This is a genomic window from Ramlibacter sp., from assembly GCF_036383835.1.
In the GTDB taxonomy this organism is placed as follows: Bacteria; Pseudomonadota; Gammaproteobacteria; order Burkholderiales; family Burkholderiaceae_C; genus Ramlibacter.
Genome location: NZ_DASVNN010000116.1, coordinates 1 through 18,014, shown reverse-complemented (window position 1 = coordinate 18,014; position 18,014 = coordinate 1). Strand labels below are relative to the sequence as shown.

The 18,014-nt window shown below is 69.0% G+C and carries 17 protein-coding genes; 12 read left to right on the top strand and 5 right to left on the bottom strand.

Going from position 1 to position 18,014, the window contains the following annotated elements:
- Nucleotides 1–106: 106 nt before the first annotated feature.
- The 3 genes from VF522_RS18220 to VF522_RS18210 are packed head-to-tail and all read right to left on the bottom strand — an operon-like array spanning nt 107 to nt 3,121.
- A complete protein-coding gene (locus VF522_RS18220; protein ID WP_330909733.1) occupies nt 107–1,117 on the bottom strand; it encodes an SIS domain-containing protein in 1,011 nt (336 codons plus the stop codon).
- The gene (gene nagA / locus VF522_RS18215; protein WP_330909721.1) at nt 1,107–2,240 is read right to left on the bottom strand and encodes an N-acetylglucosamine-6-phosphate deacetylase; all 1,134 of its coding nucleotides are present in this window, start codon (nt 2,238–2,240) and stop codon (nt 1,107–1,109) included. Before nagA ends, VF522_RS18220 begins: the two co-directional genes overlap by 11 nt.
- Nucleotides 2,237–3,121: a BadF/BadG/BcrA/BcrD ATPase family protein gene (locus VF522_RS18210; protein ID WP_330909720.1), complete on the bottom strand. Its 885-nt coding sequence runs from the start codon at nt 3,119–3,121 to the stop codon at nt 2,237–2,239. Before VF522_RS18210 ends, nagA begins: the two co-directional genes overlap by 4 nt.
- Nucleotides 3,122–3,276: 155 nt before the next feature.
- On the opposite strand from VF522_RS18210, the gene VF522_RS18205 reads away from it, so the two are divergent.
- The gene (locus tag VF522_RS18205) at nt 3,277–3,882 is read left to right on the top strand and encodes a 2-hydroxychromene-2-carboxylate isomerase (protein ID WP_330909719.1); all 606 of its coding nucleotides are present in this window, start codon (nt 3,277–3,279) and stop codon (nt 3,880–3,882) included.
- 106 nt (nt 3,883–3,988) lie between these two features.
- On the opposite strand, the gene VF522_RS18200 is transcribed toward VF522_RS18205, so the two are convergent.
- Nucleotides 3,989–5,788, bottom strand: coding sequence for an AMP-binding protein (locus tag VF522_RS18200; protein ID WP_330909718.1), 1,800 nt, complete (start codon nt 5,786–5,788; stop codon nt 3,989–3,991).
- A complete protein-coding gene (locus VF522_RS18195; RefSeq protein ID WP_330909717.1) occupies nt 5,785–6,648 on the bottom strand; it encodes an amidohydrolase family protein in 864 nt (287 codons plus the stop codon). Before VF522_RS18195 ends, VF522_RS18200 begins: the two co-directional genes overlap by 4 nt.
- A 104-nt stretch (nt 6,649–6,752) precedes the next feature.
- On the opposite strand from VF522_RS18195, the gene VF522_RS18190 reads away from it, so the two are divergent.
- From VF522_RS18190 to dnaJ, 11 genes are all read left to right on the top strand, one after another.
- The gene (locus VF522_RS18190) at nt 6,753–7,529 is read left to right on the top strand and encodes a crotonase/enoyl-CoA hydratase family protein (protein WP_330909716.1); all 777 of its coding nucleotides are present in this window, start codon (nt 6,753–6,755) and stop codon (nt 7,527–7,529) included.
- A 22-nt stretch (nt 7,530–7,551) separates the two neighbouring features.
- Nucleotides 7,552–9,423, top strand: coding sequence for a feruloyl-CoA synthase (locus VF522_RS18185; RefSeq protein WP_330909715.1), 1,872 nt, complete (start codon nt 7,552–7,554; stop codon nt 9,421–9,423).
- A 28-nt stretch (nt 9,424–9,451) separates the two neighbouring features.
- Entirely contained in the window at nt 9,452–10,441 is a 990-nt protein-coding gene (locus VF522_RS18180; RefSeq protein WP_330909714.1) for a Bug family tripartite tricarboxylate transporter substrate binding protein, read from the top strand.
- Nucleotides 10,442–10,485: 44 nt separating this feature from the next.
- Nucleotides 10,486–11,475, top strand: coding sequence for a Bug family tripartite tricarboxylate transporter substrate binding protein (locus VF522_RS18175; RefSeq protein ID WP_330909713.1), 990 nt, complete (start codon nt 10,486–10,488; stop codon nt 11,473–11,475).
- A gap of 7 nt (nt 11,476–11,482) precedes the next feature.
- Nucleotides 11,483–11,974, top strand: a complete 492-nt coding sequence (locus VF522_RS18170; protein ID WP_330909712.1) for a MarR family transcriptional regulator — start codon at nt 11,483–11,485, stop codon at nt 11,972–11,974.
- Nucleotides 11,975–12,071: 97 nt separating this feature from the next.
- Nucleotides 12,072–12,389: a winged helix-turn-helix transcriptional regulator gene (locus tag VF522_RS18165; protein WP_330909711.1), complete on the top strand. Its 318-nt coding sequence runs from the start codon at nt 12,072–12,074 to the stop codon at nt 12,387–12,389.
- An 8-nt stretch (nt 12,390–12,397) separates the two neighbouring features.
- Entirely contained in the window at nt 12,398–13,564 is a 1,167-nt protein-coding gene (locus VF522_RS18160; protein WP_330909710.1) for a fumarylacetoacetate hydrolase family protein, read from the top strand.
- A gap of 18 nt (nt 13,565–13,582) precedes the next feature.
- Nucleotides 13,583–13,933, top strand: coding sequence for an FKBP-type peptidyl-prolyl cis-trans isomerase (locus VF522_RS18155; RefSeq protein ID WP_330909709.1), 351 nt, complete (start codon nt 13,583–13,585; stop codon nt 13,931–13,933).
- A 163-nt stretch (nt 13,934–14,096) separates the two neighbouring features.
- Nucleotides 14,097–14,654 carry a nucleotide exchange factor GrpE gene (gene grpE, locus VF522_RS18150; RefSeq protein WP_330909708.1) on the top strand — a complete coding sequence of 186 codons (558 nt, stop codon included), beginning with the start codon at nt 14,097–14,099 and terminating at the stop codon, nt 14,652–14,654.
- Nucleotides 14,655–14,743: 89 nt separating this feature from the next.
- Entirely contained in the window at nt 14,744–16,690 is a 1,947-nt protein-coding gene (dnaK, locus tag VF522_RS18145; protein WP_330909707.1) for a molecular chaperone DnaK, read from the top strand.
- 97 nt (nt 16,691–16,787) lie between these two features.
- Nucleotides 16,788–17,939, top strand: a complete 1,152-nt coding sequence (gene dnaJ / locus VF522_RS18140; protein WP_330909706.1) for a molecular chaperone DnaJ — start codon at nt 16,788–16,790, stop codon at nt 17,937–17,939.
- The last annotated feature ends 75 nt before the right edge of the window (nt 17,940–18,014 follow it).

The following is an 18,014-nucleotide window of genomic DNA, read 5'->3' as shown; positions in this document are numbered from 1 at the left end:
AAACGACATTCCGCACACGTGCCGTCAGCCTGCGAAAAGCGTCGGCCGTCGCATGCAAGGCCTCCCGTGCACAGCAATGCAGGACGCGTGCCCGCGGTTGACGGCGTCAGCTGGTGCGCGTGACCTTCTTCAGGTGCGGCGGGCGATCCGGGTCGTTGCCGCGCGCGCGCGCCAGCGCTTCGACCATGGGATAGAAGCTCTGGATCGCGCACATCGGATCGAGCTCCGCCACCGGCGCTTCCGCGAGCACCAGGTTCGCTTCGGGTGTTCCCTGAGGTGCGGCGAGCAGCACACGCGCACCGCGAGTGCGCATCGCGCGCGCCAGTTCGAGCAGGCCGGCCTGCGCCGGGCCGCGCGGGGCGAACACCAGCAAGGGATATCCCTCATCGATCAGGGCCATCGGGCCGTGCTGGATCTCGGCGCCGGAGAACGCTTCGGCCTGGATGCCGCAGGTTTCCTTGAATTTCAGCGCCGCTTCCATCGCGACGGGCAGCCCGAGCCCGCGGCCGACGACGAACAGGCGATCGGCGTCGCGCAGCGCGTCGACGGCGGACGACCAGTCGGTGTTGCACGCCCGCTCCATCGCCTGCGGCAGTGCTTCCAGCGCGGACACCAGGGTGGCATCATCCTGCCAGGCCGCGGTGAGGCGCGCGCCGGCGACGAGCTGCGCGATGAAACTCTTGGTCGCGGCCACGCTCGCTTCCTGTCCCGCGTGCAGCGGGAACAGCCATTCCGCCGCCCGCGCGAGCGGCGAGGACGCATCGTTCACGAAGGCGCAGGTGATGGCGCTGCAGTTGCGGAAGTAGTCGATCGGCCCGATCAGGTCCGGGCTCTGCCCCGATTGCGAGAACGCCAGCGCCGCGAGGCCGTCGCAGCGGATCTGCGACTGGTACAGCGTGACGAGCGACATCGGCATCGACGTGACCAGCCGGCCGAGACGCGCCATGATCAGGTAGGCGGCGTAGTGCGCGGCGTGGTCGGAGCTGCCGCGCGCGATCGTCAGCAGCGCGGTGGGCGGCTCGCGGCGCAGGCGTTCGCCGAAAGCGCGCCAGCGGTCGCCGTCCTCGCGCAACTGGCGCGCCACGGCCTGGGGGGCTTCGCGTGCTTCATCCAGCATGCGGGACATCGATGGATCCTCCTTGGACGAAAACCTCCTGCACGCGCAGGTCGCGATCCAGCACCACGACGTCGGCCCAGGCGCCCTCCTGCAGGCGGCCGCGGTCCTGCAGGCCGAGAAACTCGGCGGCGAAGGTGGAGCAGCGGCGCGCGGCGTCCTGCAGCTCCACCCCGATCACGTCGACCAGGTTGCGCAGCGCGCGGTCCATGGTGAGCGTCGAGCCGGCCAGCGTGCCGTCGGCCAGGCGCACGCCGCCCAGGCATTTGGTGACGGCCTGGCGGCCGAGGCGGTATTCGCCATCGGGCATGCCGGTGGCGGCGGTGGAATCGGTCACGCAATACAGGCAGGGGATGCTGCGCAGCGCGGCGCGGATCGCGCCCGGATGCACGTGCAGCAGGTCGGGGATGACTTCGGCGTACTGCGCATGCGCCAGCGCGGCACCGACCATGCCGGGCATGCGGTGGTGCAGCGGCGTCATCGCGTTGAACAGGTGGGTGAAGCCGAGCGCGCCCTTCTGCAGGGCGGCGACGCCGTCTTCGTAGGTGCCCAGCGTGTGTCCGACCTGCACGCGGAAGCCGGCGGCGATCAGCGCGGTGATCGCTTCCATGTTGCCGGGCACTTCCGGGGCGACGGTCAGCAGCCGGATCGGCGCGAGCGCATCGAGCTCCTTCAGTTCGTCCAGCGACACCGGGCGGGCATACGGCGGCTGCGCGCCGAGCTTGCCGGCGTTGATGTACGGGCCTTCGAGGTGCACGCCCAGGATGCGGGCGGCGCCCGGCGCACCATCGCGGCACAGTTCCCCGACGGGAGCCAGCGAGGTGCGCAGGTCCTCGACCGGAGCGGTCATCGTGGTGGCGAGCAAGGCGGTGGTTCCGTGCCGGGCATGGCGGCGCGAGACCTGCAGCGCGGCGTCGCCGCCTTCCATGATGTCGCGGCCGGCGGCGCCGTGCACGTGCAGGTCGATGAAGCCGGGAAGCAGCAGCGGCGCACCCGCTTCGCGGGCGCGTTCGGCGGCGAGGTGCGTACCGGCGATGGCGGCGATGCGGCCGTCGGCGGCGATGCGAAGGGTGCCGTCGACGATCCCGGCAGGCGTGACGATGCGGCCCTTCAGCGTTCGTGTCACAGAGCTGCTTCCGTCTCTTTCCGGACGGCGCGGCGGGCGAGCATCAGCGCTCCCTCCGCTGCGCCGGCCTGGGCCGGAACGAGGCGGCCTCGCAGCGCGGGGCGCATGCGCGGCGCCAGGCGCTCGCCGATGCTGCCGGCGATGGCCAGCGGCAGGCGGCCGCGCGGATCGATCGCCAGCGCGAGGTCTTCCAGGGCCTGGGTGGCGTCCTGCAGCATGCGGGCGGCGACGGGATCGGTCGCCTCGCACTCGAACACGGCGCGGGCGAGCTGGGCGAATTCGAACTGGCCCGAGACGGAACACCATTCCTGCAGCGTCTCGCGCTCGTCGCCGCAATGCATCCAGACGCGGCGCGCGAGCGGGCTCGCGTTGACGCGACCGTCGAACGCGGCGAGCCCATGGCGCACGGCCTGCAGGCCGAGCCAGCCGCCGCTGCCTTCGTCATCCACGCGGAAACCCCATCCGCCGACTGTAGCGCGCAAGCCGTCGGCGCGGAGCGCTTCGGCGATGCTGCCGGTGCCGGCGATGACGATCACGCCCGGCTGGCCGCCGTGGGCGCCGAGCAGCATGGTGAAGGAATCGGTGTCGGCTTCCAGGCGGGCGAAGCCGGGATCGAGGGCCAGGAACTCATCGCGCCACGGGGCATGGCTGACGCCGGACAGCCCGGCGGCGAGCGCGCAGCGCGACCAGGAGGGGACCGGCAGCCCGGCCGTTTCGAAGCCGCGGCGGGCAGCCAGGAGCACGTTGTCCCAGGCCTGGGGGATGCCTTGTCCGAGGGCGGAAGGCCCGGAACGGCCGGCGCCGACGGCCTGGCCGTCCGTGCGATGGACGAGCGCGCGGGTTCCGCTGCCGCCGCCGTCCACTCCGATCAGGTACTCCACCGGCAAATCTGGCTCCCTCCCTCCGCTGGCTTGCTGTTGCTTGAAGGTTGGAACCCTGATGCGACAAGGAGTTGCAGCTCAGCGGCGTGGTGTTTGCAACACCTTATGAACGACACCCGTGCCACGGACGAGCAGCCGGGCTAAGCTCCCACCCCGTGTCGCCGATCCACTTCTATTTCGATTTCATTTCGCCCTACGGCTACTTCGCCAGCCTTCGCGTGGAAGAGCTGGCCGCCCGCCATGGCCGGCGGGTCGACTGGCGCCCGATGCTGCTGGGCGTGGCCGTGATGAAGGTGATGGGCCTGAAACCCCTGCTCGACACGCCGCTGAAGGGCGACTACATCCGGCGCGACGTGCTGCGCCATGCGCGGCGGCACGGCATACAGCTCGGGCGGGACCCCAATGCCTCGGTCGGCAATCCACTGCCGGCGGCGCGCGCCTTCTACTGGGTGAAGCGCCATGCCCCGGGACTGGAAGTGCCGCTGGCGCACGCGCTGTTCCACGCCTTCTGGGCCGAGGGACGCGACCTGTCGACGCCCGAAGCGGTGGCGGCGATCCCGCTGCCAGGCGGCCTGTCGAGCCAGGAGCTCGTGATCGGGGCGGCAAGCGACGAGGCGGCGACGCTGTTGCGCAACGCCGTGGCGGCATCGATCAAGGCCGGGATCTTCGGCTCGCCGACGATCGTGGTCGATGGGGAGCCGTTCTGGGGGGCGGATCGGTTGGGGGAGGTGGATGAGTGGCTGGCGCTGGGAGGGTGGTAGATTGCCCGTCGTTCCCGCGCAGGCGGGAACCCAGGGCTTCCGGATCCAAAGCGGCCACGGGCCGCTTTTTCAATGCTCTGGATCCCCGCCTGCGCGGGGATGACGGCTAGCGGAACACGACTTCCACCGCGATGGCGCCGAGCGCATCGCGCAGCCGCTGTTCCAACCTCGGGTCACGCTCGCCTGGAACCGTCACCTCCACCAAGCACCCTGCCCCCTTCTCCCTCGCCGTGACGCCAACCCCCGGCGCCACCGCTTCCAGCACTTCCCGCAGCTTCAACTCCGTCGCCCGCACCCGCAGCGCCGGCTTGTAGATCTTGCCCACCGCCGTCGTCGGCAGGGCCTCCAGCACGACCACCCGCTTGGGCACCGCCGGCCGCTCGTACACCTGCGGCGCCACCTGCTCCAGCAAGACCTCGGCCGGCACCTGCGCGCCCGGCTTCAGCGTCACGAAAGCCGCCGGCACCTCGCCGGCATGCGCGTCGGGTTCCGCCACCACCGCGCACATCGCCACCGCCGGATGCGCGAGGAAGGCGTCTTCCACCAGGCCCGGATCGATGTTGTGCGAGCCGCGGATGATCACGTCCTTCGCGCGGCCGGTGACGTGCAGGCAGCCCTGCGCGTCCACGTGCCCCAGGTCGCCGGACACCAGCCAGCCCTGCTCGAACATGCCGGCATCGCGCGCCGGATCCGTGTAGCCCGGGCTCACGTGCGGTCCGCGCAGCACCACCACGCCCGTGTCGCCGCTCCCGCACGCTTCCTGCAGCCGCACGCGGCCCTCGCGCCAGGGCACGACCCGCACCTCGCTGTACGGCAGTCGCAGGCCGCAGGAACCCGGCACGCGCGGTGCATGGAACGGCTCGATCGACACCAGCCCGGCGCACTCGGTCATGCCGAGGATGTTGCGCACGGCGATCCCGAGCGTGGATTCGAAACGTTGCGCCAGTTCGCCGGGGAGCGGCGAGCCGCCGGTGTAGGCGACGCGGATCCGCGAGACGTCCGCATCGACCGGCAGGTTGCACAGGTTCGCCAGGATCGTCGGCACGCAGGCGAGCGCCGTCACCCGCTCGCGCTCGCAGAATCTCCAGTAGTTGCGCAGGAAGGCCGCATTGCGCATGCCGCTGACGGTGGGCAGCACCTGCGTGGCGCCGATCGCCAGCAGCGCGAGGCCGTAGACGAAGGCACCCGCGACGTGGAACAGCGGAAAGCCGTTGATCTCCACCGTGCGTTCGTCGAAGCCGTAGAAGCGGTGCGCGAACCAGGAAGTGTGCGCCTCGTTGCCGTGCGTGTGCCGCACCAGCTTGGGCGCGCCGGTGGTGCCGCCGGTGTGGAACAGCGCGGCGACGCGGTCGGGAGTGAGCTGCGGGTCGAAGGCGAGCTGGTCGGATTCGCCTTGCAGCGCCTCCTCGAAGCTGCCGCCGATGGCGAGCAGGCGCCGCGACGCGAGCCCGGGCACCTTCTGCACCGCCGACCAGACATCGAGCTCCGCATTCGGTCCGAGCGCGACGACCACCTTGGCGCCGCTCGCATCGAGCAGCGCGGCGACGTGGTCCGGCTGCAGCATGAAGTTGATCGGGCAGGCGCGGCCGGCGACCTGCGCGCCCCACAGCGCGTAATGCGTGGACGGGATGTTGGGCGCGAGGATCGCCACCGCGTCCTCGGGGCCGACGCCGAGGCGCCGGAACAGGTTCGACGCGCGGTGGATGTTGGCGAGCAGTTCGCGATAGGTGATGCAGTGCGGAGCGGTCGCGAGTTCGCCGTCGGGGAGGTAGGTGAACGCGGTGCGTTCGGCGAAGCGCTCGGCGGCGCGCGCGATCAGGCCGTAGGTCGTGCGCGCCGGGATCGCGTCTTCGTAAGGCGTTCGCTCCAGCGCCTCGATGTCCGCGAGGCTCGTGAAGGCGCTCATCCCAGCCCCAGCAGCCGGACCGCGTTGCCCTTCAGGATCCCCGGCATCACTTCCGGCTTGAAGCCGGCGTCCTCGAAATCCTTCATCCAGCGATCCGGCGTGATCAGCGGGTAGTCGCTGCCGAACAGGATGCGGTCCTTCAGCAGCGTGTTGGCGTACTGCACCAGCTGCTTGGGGAAGTACTTCGGGCTCCAGCCGGAGAGGTCGATCCACACGTTCGGCTTGTGCGTCGCCACCGAAAGCGCCTCGTCCTGCCAGGGGAAGCTGGGGTGCGCCATCACGATCTGCATGTCGGGGAAATCGATCGCGACGTCGTCGAGGTGCATCGGGTTGCTGTATTCGAGGCGCAGGCCGCCGCCGCAGCGCATGCCCGAGCCGATGCCGCTGTGGCCGGTGTGGAAGATCGTCGGCAGCTTGTGGTGGTTGATCACCTCGTAGATCGGCCACGCCATGCGGTCGTAGGGGTGGTAGCCCTGCACCGTCGGATGGAACTTGAAGCCCTTGACGCCTTCTTCCTCGATCAGGCGTTCGGCCTCGCGCGCGCCCATCTTCCCTTTGTGCGGATCGATGCTGGCGAAGGCCACCATCATGTCGCTGTTCTCGCGCGCGGCCTGCGCGATCTCCTCGTTGGGGATGCGGCGGCGTCCGAGCTGGGCTTCGCTGTCGACCGTGAACATCACCAGGCCGATCCTGCGCTCGCGGTAGTACGCGATGGTCTCGGCGATCGTCGGCCGGCGGTTGCTGCGGAAGTACTTGTCGGCCGCGCGGTCGTACTCCTCGCCGTAGTTGTCGAAGGGATTCCAGCAGCTCACTTCGGCGTGCGTGTGCACGTCGATCGCGACGAGATTCGCGTGGTCCATCTTGTCTCCTGGTCGGCTCCTCTTCTAGGGTAAGCACCTAGCGGGCGGGCCTTGAACTGGTTATTGTTTATAACAAACAATCCGCCCATTCCGCAAACCTTTCCATGACATCCCACCCCGACATCCAGCTCGAGATCGACGGCGACGTCGCGATCGTCCGCCTGAACCGCGCGGCCAAGCGCAACGCCCTTTCCGACGGCCTCGTGCTCGCCGTGCGCGACAGCTTCCAGAACCTGCCTTCCACCGTGCGCGCCGCCGTGCTCGACGGGGCGGGCGACCATTTCTGCGCCGGCCTCGACCTCTCCGAACTGAAGGAGCGCGACGCCGGCGCCGGCCTGCACCACTCGCGCATGTGGCACGCCGCGCTGGAGGAAGTGCAGTACGGCCCGGTGCCGGTCGTGGCCGCTCTGCATGGCGCGGTGGTGGGCGGTGGGCTCGAGCTCGCCGCGGCCTGCCACATCCGCGTGGCCGACGCGACGACCTTCTACGCGCTGCCCGAAGGCGCACGCGGCATCTTCGTGGGCGGCGGCGGCGCCGTGCGCATCCCGCGCCTGATCGGCGCCGCGCGCATGGCCGACATGATGCTGACCGGCCGCGTCTACCAGGCCGAGGAAGGCGAGCGCGCCGGCTTCGCGCAATACCTCGTGCCGGCCGGCCAGGCCTTCACCAAGGCGCTGGAGCTCGCCCGGCGCGTCGCGGAAAACGCGCCGCTCACCAACTATGCGCTGATGCACGCCCTGCCGCGCATCGCCGAACAACCCGCCGACCAGGGCTTCCTCACCGAAGCGCTGATGGCCGCCATCGCCCAGAGCGCGCCCGAGGCCAAGCAGCGCGTGCGCGACTTCCTGGAAGGCCGCGCCGCCAGGATCGGCAAGACCTGAGCGGGCCGGAGGAGACCAACCCATGAGCACCGCGACGAAGAGTGCCGCCGGCTACCGCCCGCTGAAGTTCGGCGTCACGCGCGCGATCCTGCGAGATGGCGCCCACGGCGTGCGCTACCTGCGCGGCGAAGGCGAACTTCAGCCCTGCACGCGCCGCATCACCGATCGCCTGGTGCACTGGGCCGAGACGCAGCCCGATCGCGTGTTCATCGCGCGCCGCCAGCGCAACCCCGACGGCAGCACCGGCGAGTGGCAGACGATCACCTGGCGGCAGGCGCTCGCCGCCGCGCGCAGCATCGGCCAGGCCCTGCTGGATCGCCGGCTCGATGCCGAGCGGCCGGTGGCGATCCTCAGCGAGAACAGCCTGGAACACGCGCTGCTCGCGCTCGGCTGCCTCTATGTCGGCATCCCCTACTGCCCGGTGTCGCCCGCCTATTCACTGGTGAGCCAGGACTTCGACAAGCTGCGCCATGTATTGGCCACGCTCACGCCTGGACTGGTCTTCGCCTCCGACGCACGTTACGCGAAAGCCATCACGGCAACGGTCGCGCCCGAGGTCGAAGTAGTACTCGACGCCGGCCAGGTCGACGGCCGTCCCACGACGCCCTTCGCCGCCCTGCTCGCCACGCTGCCCACGCCCGCGGTCGAAGCGGCGATGCACGCGACCGGCCCCGACACGATCACCAAGTTCCTCTTCACCTCGGGCTCCACCAAGCTGCCCAAGGCGGTGATCAACACCCACGGCATGTGGTGCGCCAACCAGCAGCAGATGCGGCAGTCGATGCCGGTGCTCACCGAGGAGCCGCCGGTGCTGGTGGACTGGCTGCCCTGGAACCACACCTTCGGCGGCAACCACAACTTCGGCCTCACGGTCTACAACGGCGGCACCCTCTACATCGACGACGGCAAGCCGACGCCCGCACTGATGGGCGAGACGCTGCGCAACCTGCGCGAGGTCGCGCCCACCGTCTACTTCAACGTGCCGACCGGCTTCGAGGCGATCGCGCATGCGATGAAGGCCGACCCGGTGCTGCGCCGCAACCTGCTGTCGCGCGTGCGCATGTTCTTCTACTCCGGCGCCGCGCTCGCGCAGCCGATCTGGGACCTGCTGCACGAGATGCAGGAGCAGGAGATCGGCGAACGCATCGTCATGGGCACGGGTCTCGGCATGACCGAGTCCGCGCCCTTCGCGGTGTTCATCACCAACCCGGAAGTGAAGTCCGGCTACGTCGGCCTGCCGACCCCGGGCATGGAGTTGAAGCTCGTGCCTGCGGACGGCAAGACGGAGATCCGCTACAAGGGTCCGAACGTCACGCCGGGCTACTGGCGCAATGCGGAAGCGACCCAGGAGTGCTTCGACGATGAAGGCTTCTTCTGCACCGGCGACGCGGTGCTGTGGATCGACGCGGAGAATCCGCACCTGGGCCTCAAGTTCGACGGCCGCATCGCCGAAGACTTCAAGCTGGCCACCGGCACCTTCGTCAGCGTCGGCCCGCTGCGCGCGAAGATCGTCAACGCCGGCGCGCCCTACGTGCAGGACGCGGTGATCACCGGCCTCAATTGCAACGAGGTCGGCGCCCTGCTCTTCCCCCGGCCGGAAGTGCGCAAGCTCGCGCCGCACCTGCCGCCCGACACGCCGCTCCAGGAAGTGCTGCTGAGCGCCGCGGTGCAGGACCACTTCCAGGACGTGCTGGACGCGCTGGCCCGCGAGTCCACCGGCAGCGCCAATCGCGTCGCCCGCCTGTACCTGATGCACGAGCCGCCCTCCATCGACAAGGGCGAGGTCACCGACAAGGGCTCGATCAACCAGCGCGCCGTGCTGAAGCACCGCGACGCCCTGGTGCAGGCCTTCCACGACGAGCGCCTGCCCTTCACCCTGAAACCGGAGCGCTGAACTTCTTCCACCACGAGAGGAGACTTCCATGATCGACCGCCGTGCATTCGTGAAGCAGGCCGCCGGCCTCGCCGCCTTCGGTGCCGCGGGCTGGCCCGCGATGGTCCGGGCGCAGAACCTGGAACTCGCGAAAATCCTCTGCGGCTTCCCGCCCGGCGGCACCAGCGACGCGATGTCGCGGCGGCTCGCCGACAAGCTGCGGGGCAACTACGCCGGCAACGTGGTGGTGGAAAACAAGCCGGGCGCCGGTGGCCAGATCGCCGTGACCACCCTGAAGGACAGCCCCGCCGACGGCAGCGTGATGCTGCTCACGCCGTCGTCGATGCTTTCGGTCTACCCCTATGTTTACAAGAGCCTCCCGTACAAGCCGGCGACCGACGTGCAGCCGGTCTCCATCGCCTGCTGGTTCGACCATGCCTTCGGCGTCGGGCCCGCGGTGCCGGAGAGCGTGAAGACACTGAAGGATTTCATCGCCTGGGCCAGGGCCAATCCTGTGAAAGCCAACTACGGGTCCCCCGGCGCCGGCTCGATGCCGCACCTGGTCGGCGGCTTCCTCTCGAAGCTCTCCGGCGTCGAGCTGAAGCACGTGCCCTATCGCGGCTCCGCTCCCGGCATCCAGGACCTGCTCGGTGGCCAGATCTCCGCGATGTCTTCCCCGGTCGGCGACTACCTGCCGTACATCAAGACCGGCAAGCTGCGGGTGCTGGCCGTCTCCGGCGAGAAGCGCAGCAGCTTCCTGCCGGACGTGCCGACGTACACGCAGCAGGGCTATCCGACCATCAAGGTGCGCGAGTGGTACGGCGTGTTCCTGCCCGGGCGGGCCTCGCCCGACGTGGTGCGGCGCGCCGCCGCCTACCTGCAGCCCGCCCTCACGCACCCCGACATGGCAGGCAGCCTCGCCGCCCTGGGCATGGAAGTCGCCTCGTCGACGCCGCAGGGCCTGGCCGAACTGTTGCAGGCAGACACCGAACAATGGGCCCGCATCGTCCGGCAGATCGGATTCACGCCCGAGTCCTGATCCCGCTTCACTACACTTCAGCCACAACCCAGGAGACACAGAGCATGATGGACCGTCGTCAGTTCGTGCAGACCGCCGCCGCCTTCGGCGCCCTCGCCGCGCTGCCCCTCGCCCTGCGCGCGCAGGCCTTCGACGCGCCGAAGATCGTCAACGGCTTTCCCGCCGGCGGCACGGCCGATGCGACGGCGCGCCGCGTCGGCGAACACATGGGCGGCACCGCTTACGCAAAGGGCGCCGCGGTGGTGGAGAACAAGCCGGGTGCCGGTGGCCGCATCGCCTGCGAAGTGGTGAAGGCGTCCAAGGCGGACGGCTCGACGCTGCTGCTCACGCCCTACTCGATGATGTCGATCTACCCGCACATCTACGCCAGGCTGTCCTATGACCCGTTCAAGGACTTCCTGCCGGTGTCGATCGCGGCGGTGATGACGCACGCCCTGGCCGTCGGCCCGATGGTGCCGGCCAGCGTGAAGACGGTGAAGGACTACCTCGCCTGGGCCAAGGCCAATCCGGGCCAGGCCAACTACGGCTCGCCGGCCGCCGGCTCCACGCCGCACTTCCTGGGCGCGCTCCTGGGACTCAACACCGGCGTCGACCTGAAGCACGTGCCCTATCGCGGCTCGCTGCCGGCGGTGGCCGACATGATCGGCGGCACGCTGGCCTCGACCTCCACGCCTACCGGCGACGCGCTGGCCAACCACAAGGCCGGCAAGATCCGCATCCTCGCCACCTCGGGCGCGCAGCGCACGCCCTTCACGCCGGACGTGGCCACCTACGCGGAACAGGGCTTCCCGGAGCTGACCACCGAGGAGTGGTTCGGCTTCTACGCGCCCGCCGGCACGCCGGCCAACGTGATCGCGAACGCCAACGCCGCGATCAACCAGGCGCTGAAGGACAAGAGCGTGATCGACTCGCTCGCGCTCATGGGCCTGGTGGCGCAGGGCTCCACGCCCGCCGCGATGGACAAGAGCCAGCGCGACGAGCACACCCGCTGGGGGCCGCTGGTCAAGAAGATCGGCTTCACCGCCGAATCCTGATCGCCCCATGCCGCAGCTCCGCGTTCCCCGCCAGGCTTCCAATGGCCGCAACGCCACGCCGGCCGTCGAGGAAATCGACACCGGCTTCCTGGAAGGCCTGCTCGGCTACAACGCGCGGCGCGCGGCGCTGGCGGTGATCGAGGTGTTCCTCGAGCGCATGGCGCCGTACGGGCTCAAGCCGGTGGACTTCTCGGTGCTGTCGCTGGTCACCCACAACCCGGGCATCACCTCGCGCCAGCTGTGCTCGGCGCTGGGCATCCTGCCGCCCAACCTGGTGGGCATGGTCAACGCGCTGGAAAAGCGCGAACTGATCGCGCGCCAGCCCCATCCGCGCGACGGCCGCGCGATGGGGCTGCACCTCACGCCGGGCGGGCAGAAGCTGATGCGCGATGCGGAGAAGACGGCGGCGGCGCTGGAATCCGACGTCGCCTCGCGCCTGAGCCCCGGCGAGTTGCAGACACTGATCCGGCTGCTCAAGAAGGTGTACCAACCCGCATAGTTGCGCGCGCGTCACGACGCTATTGTTTCAGTAGCGCCGACTGCGTACACTGCCCCTCCCGCCCGCACCCCGCCGGGCGCCAGGAGTACCGCTTCCGATGAGTTCGCGCGAGAACGCCGCCACCCACCAGCTGCTCGCGCTGCTGGAAGCGCGCTATGCCATGCGGGTGCTCTGGGCCCTGCGCGACGGCCATCCGCAGACTTTCCGCCTGCTGCAGGACAGCGTGGGCGGCATCACGCCCAACACGCTGAACACCCGCATCAAGGAATTGCGCGAGGCCGGCCTGATGCAGCACAACGGCGACGGCTACAGTGTGACGTCCAGCGGCACGGACCTGCTCAAGCGGCTTGCCGACCTGCAGCCCTTCGCCGCGAAATGGGTGGCCAGCCAGGCCAAGAAGAAACAGCAGACGTGAGAGATGCCATGCAGGACTTCCTGAAGCGGACGCTGCCCGCCGACGCGCAGCAGGCCACCCTCGTCGGTCGCGTGTGGATCGAGGGCCAGGGGCCGGTGCTGGTGCGCGCCGACCACGAATCGGTGTACGACCTGTCGAAGCTCGCGCCGACCTGCAGCGCGCTGCTGGAACTGCCCGATCCGGCCGCGGCCGTGCGCGGGCACAAGGCGCCGCGCATCGCCTCGGTGGCGGAGGTCATCGCCAACAGCAACGCCGACGCGCGCATCGACGAAAAGCCCTGGCTGCTCGCGCCCTGCGACCTGCAGGCGGTCAAGGCCTCGGGCGTGACCTTCGTCGCCTCGATGCTGGAGCGCGTGATCGAGGAGCAGGCCCGCGGCAACCCGGCGCTGGCGGAGTCGGTGCGCAGGGAAGTGGTGGCGGTGATCGGGGACGACCTGTCCAAGGTGCGGCCCGGCTCGCCGGAGGCGGCGCAGCTGAAGAAGGTGCTGCTGGCCAAGAACCTCTGGTCGCAGTACCTCGAGGTCGGCATCGGCCCCGACGCCGAGATCTTCACCAAGTCGCAGCCCATGAGCGCGGTGGGCACGGGCGCCGAGATCGGCATCCATCCCAAAAGCGAGTGGAACAATCCCGAGCCGGAGATCGTGCTGGTGGTCGACAGCCGCGGCGAGACCGTCGGCGCCACGCTCGGCAACGACGTCAACCTGCGCGACTTCGAGGGCCGCAGCGCCCTGCTGCTCGGCAAGGCCAAGGACAACAACGCGAGCTGCGCGATCGGGCCTTTCATCCGCCTGTTCGATGCGGGCTTCGGCATCGCCGACGTGCGCCAGGCCGACCTGGCCATGCAGGTCGTGGGGCCCGAGGGCTTCCGGATGGACGGCTCCAGCAGCCTGAAGATGATCAGCCGCGATCCGCTGGATCTCGTCGGGCACGCGATCGGGCCCAACCACCAGTATCCCGACGGGCTGGTGCTCTTCCTGGGCACCATGTTCGCGCCGGTGCAGGACCGTTTCGGCCCGGGCCAGGGTTTCACCCATGCCGTGGGCGACGTGGTCGCGATCTCCACGCCACGCCTCGGTACACTGGCGAACCGCGTCAACACCAGTGACCGGATCGAACCGTGGCGTTACGGCGTGACCGCGCTGATGCGCGACCTGGCCCGCCGCGGCCTGCTCTGAATCCCTCGAAAGAACAAGATGATCACCACCCCCAGCGGCTTGCAGTACGAAGACGAACTCGTGGGCGGCGGCCCCGAAGCCAAGCCGGGCCAGGACGTGCGCGTGCACTACACCGGCTGGCTGTACAACAACGGCGTGCAGGGGGCGAAATTCGATTCCAGCCGGGACCGCAACGACCCGTTCGAGTTCTCGCTGGGTGCCGGCATGGTGATCCGCGGCTGGGACGAAGGCGTGGCCGGCATGAAGGTGGGCGGCAAGCGCACGCTGGTGATCCCGCCGCAGCTGGGCTACGGCGCGCGTGGCGCGGGCGGGGTGATTCCGCCGAATGCGACGCTGAAGTTCGACGTCGAGTTGCTCGAGACGCGTTGAGCGCCGGTCGGCGGGGTTCGCCTTCGGGCTCACCCCGCCCTACGAACGGCCGGGGTCGTCCCCCGACGCCCCTTCCCCGGGCGCAAAATCCCAATCCCCCGCCTTGAAAAGGGCCTCCCCGCCCCAAGCTCCTCCGCGTCCCCGACAGAACCTGAGTATTCCCATGTCCGACAACGTCCAGACCGAAAGCGAACAGCCCGTGGACAACCCGGCGGCGCAGGACGCCGCCAACGATGCCGCCACCCAGGCCGGCCCGGCCGACGGCGACTGGCAGGCCCAGGTGGCCGCCCTCGCCGCCAGGAACGCCGAGCTGGGCGACCAGCTCCTGCGCTCCCAGGCCGAGATGCAGAACGTGCGCCGCCGCGCGGACGAGGAAGTCTCCAAGGCCCGCAAGTTCGCCCTGGAGAGCTTCGCCGAGAGCCTGCTGCCGGTGGCCGACAGCCTGGAAGCCGGCCTGCACCACCAGGACCAGACGGCGGAGCAGATCCGCGCCGGCGCCGAAGCCACCCTGCGCCAGCTGAAGGCGGCGCTCGAGCGCAACAAGGTGCTCGAGATCAACCCGCCCGCCGGCACGAAGTTCGATCCCCACCAGCACCAGGCCATCTCCGTGGTCCCGGCCGACCAGGAAGCCAACACGGTCGTCACCGTGCTGCAGAAGGGCTACTCCATCGCCGACCGCGTGCTGCGCCCCGCCCTCGTGACCGTGGCTGCGCCGAAATGACGGCCCAGCCTTGAATCGCTAACAGTTATCCACAACTAGCCAACAGACTGATTCACACCCCGCGGGGGCGAACGGACAAGGAGAAAACAATGGCAAAGATCATCGGCATCGACCTGGGCACGACCAACTCGTGCGTTGCCATCATGGAAGGCAACAACGTCAAGGTCATCGAGAACTCGGAAGGCGGCCGCACGACCCCTTCGATCGTGGCCTACCAGGAAGACGGCGAGATCCTGGTCGGTGCTTCCGGCAAGCGCCAGGCCGTGACGAACCCCAGGCACACCTTCTACGCGGTGAAGCGCCTCATCGGCCGCAAGTTCACCGAGAAGGAAGTGCAGAAGGACATCGACCTGATGCCCTACAAGATCGTGGCCGCCGACAACGGCGACGCGTGGGTCGAGGAGCGCGGCAAGAAGCTGGCGCCCCCGCAGGTCAGCGCCGAAGTGCTGCGCAAGATGAAGAAGACCGCCGAGGACTACCTCGGTGAAGAGGTCACCGAGGCCGTGATCACGGTGCCCGCGTACTTCAACGACTCGCAGCGCCAGGCCACCAAGGACGCCGGCCGCATCGCCGGCCTGGACGTCAAGCGCATCATCAACGAGCCCACCGCCGCGGCCCTGGCCTTCGGCCTGGACAAGCACGGCAAGGGCGACCGCAAGATCGCCGTGTACGACCTCGGCGGCGGCACCTTCGACATCTCGATCATCGAGATCGCCGATGTCGAGGGCGAGAAGCAGTTCGAAGTGCTGTCCACGAACGGCGACACGTTCCTGGGCGGCGAGGACTTCGACCAGCGCATCATCGATTACATCGTCACCGAGTTCAAGAAAGAGCAAGGCGTCGACCTGAAGAACGACGTGCTGGCCCTGCAGCGCCTGAAGGAAGCCGCCGAGAAGGCGAAGATCGAGCTGTCCAACAGCACGCAGACCGACATCAACCTGCCGTACGTGACGGCCGATGCGTCGGGTCCCAAGCACCTGAACATCAAGCTGACGCGCGCCAAGCTCGAAGCGCTGGTGGACGACCTGATCGCCCGCACGATCGAGCCGTGCAAGATCGCCATCAAGGACGCCGGCGTGTCCGCCAGCGACATCCAGGACGTGATCCTGGTGGGCGGCATGACGCGCATGCCCAAGGTGCAGGACAAGGTCAAGGAGTTCTTCGGCAAGGAGCCGCGCAAGGACGTCAACCCCGACGAGGCCGTGGCCGTCGGCGCCGCCATCCAGGGCCAGGTGCTCTCGGGCGAGCGCAAGGACGTCCTGCTGCTGGACGTCACCCCGCTGTCGCTGGGCATCGAGACCCTGGGCGGCGTGATGACGAAGATGATCAAAAAGAACACGACCATCCCGACCAAGTTCGCGCAGACCTTCTCGACGGCCGACGACAACCAGCCGGCCGTGACGATCAAGGTCTACCAGGGCGAGCGCGAGATGGCCACCGGCAACAAGCTGCTGGGCGAGTTCAACCTGGAAGGCATCCCGCCGGCGCCGCGCGGCCTGCCCCAGATCGAGGTGAGCTTCGACATCGATGCGAACGGCATCCTGCACGTGGGCGCCAAGGACAAGGGCACCGGCAAGGAGAACAAGATCACCATCAAGGCGAACTCGGGCCTCTCCGAAGCCGAGATCGAGAAGATGGTGAAGGACGCCGAGATCAACGCCGCCGAGGACAAGAAGAAGCTCGAGGTCGTGCAGGCGCGCAACCAGGGCGAGGCCCTGGTGCACAGCGTGCGCAAGTCGCTCGCCGAGTACGGCGACAAGATCGACGCCTCGGAGAAGGCCAAGATCGAGGCTGCGGCCAAGGAACTCGAGGAAGTGCTCAAGTCCGAGGACAAGGAGCAGATCGAGGCCAAGACCAACGCGCTGATGACGACCAGCCAGAAGCTGGGCGAGCAGATGTATGCGGCGCAGCAGGCCGCCGGCGGCGGCGACGCCGGTGCGCAGGCGGCGGGTGCCGACGCATCCGCCGGTGCTTCGCGCCCCGCGAACGACGACAACGTCGTCGACGCGGAGGTCAAGGAAGTAAAGAAGGGTTGAACGCGGACGCTGCGCGCCGGTTTAACTCGCCGCGTTCGACTCTGACGCCTCCGGCGCAGGTCAACGCGGCGTTCTTGCTGTAGCGGCTCACGAAAAGATGGCGACCAAACGCGATTACTACGAAGTCCTCGGCGTTCCCAAGAACGCGGGCGAGGACGAGATCAAGAAGGCTTATCGCAAGCTGGCGATGAAGCACCACCCTGACCGCAACCAGGGGGACAGCGCCAAGGACGCGGAAGCGCACTTCAAGGAGGCCAAGGAAGCGTACGAGATGCTCTCGGACGCCGAGAAGCGGGCCGCCTACGACCAGTTCGGCCATGCCGGCGTCGATCCGAACATGCGCGGGCCGGGCGCCGGCGCGGAAGGCTTCGGCGGGTTCGCGGAAGCCTTCGGGGACATCTTCGGCGACATCTTCGGCCAGCAGCGCGGCGGTGCCGGCGGCGCGCGCGGCGGCCGCCAGGTCTATCGCGGCAGCGACCTGTCGTACGCGATGGAGATCTCGCTGGAGGAAGCGGCCAAGGGCAAGGACGCGCAGATCCGCATCCCGTCCTGGGACGAATGCGAGACCTGCCACGGCTCGGGCGCCAAGCCCGGCACGCAGGCCAAGACCTGCACCACCTGCCACGGCGCGGGCGTCGTGCAGATGCGGCAAGGCTTCTTCAGCGTGCAGCAGACCTGCCCGCACTGCCGCGGCTCCGGCAAGATCATTCCCGAGCCCTGCCAGACCTGCCACGGCCAGGGCAAGGTGAAGCGCCAGAAGACGCTGGAAGTGCGCATCCCCCCGGGCATCGACGACGGCATGCGCATCCGCAGCGCCGGCAACGGCGAGCCGGGCACCAACGGCGGCCCGCCGGGCGACTTGTACATCGAGATCCGGCTGAAGAAGCACGCGATCTTCGAGCGTGACGGCGACGACCTGCACTGCGTGGTGCCGGTGAGCATCGCGCGGGCGGCGCTCGGGGGCGAGATCGACGTGCCGACGCTCGACGGCAAGGCGGCGATCGACATCCCCGAAGGCACGCAGGCGGGCAAGCAGTTCCGGCTGCGCGGCAAGGGCGTCAAGGGCGTGCGCTCCAGCGTGGCCGGCGACCTCTATTGCCACATCGCGGTGGAGACTCCGGTGAAGCTGACCGAGCACCAGCGCAAGCTGCTGAAGGAACTGGACGAGTCGCTGAAGAAGGGCGGCTCGCGGCATTCGCCGGCGGAAGAGTCCTGGGCCGACAAGCTGAAAGGCTTCTTCAGCGCCTAGTCGTCACCCCCGCGCAGGCGGGGGCCCAGAGCATTGAAAAAGCGGCCTGCGGGCCGCTTTCTTTTGGACGCACTG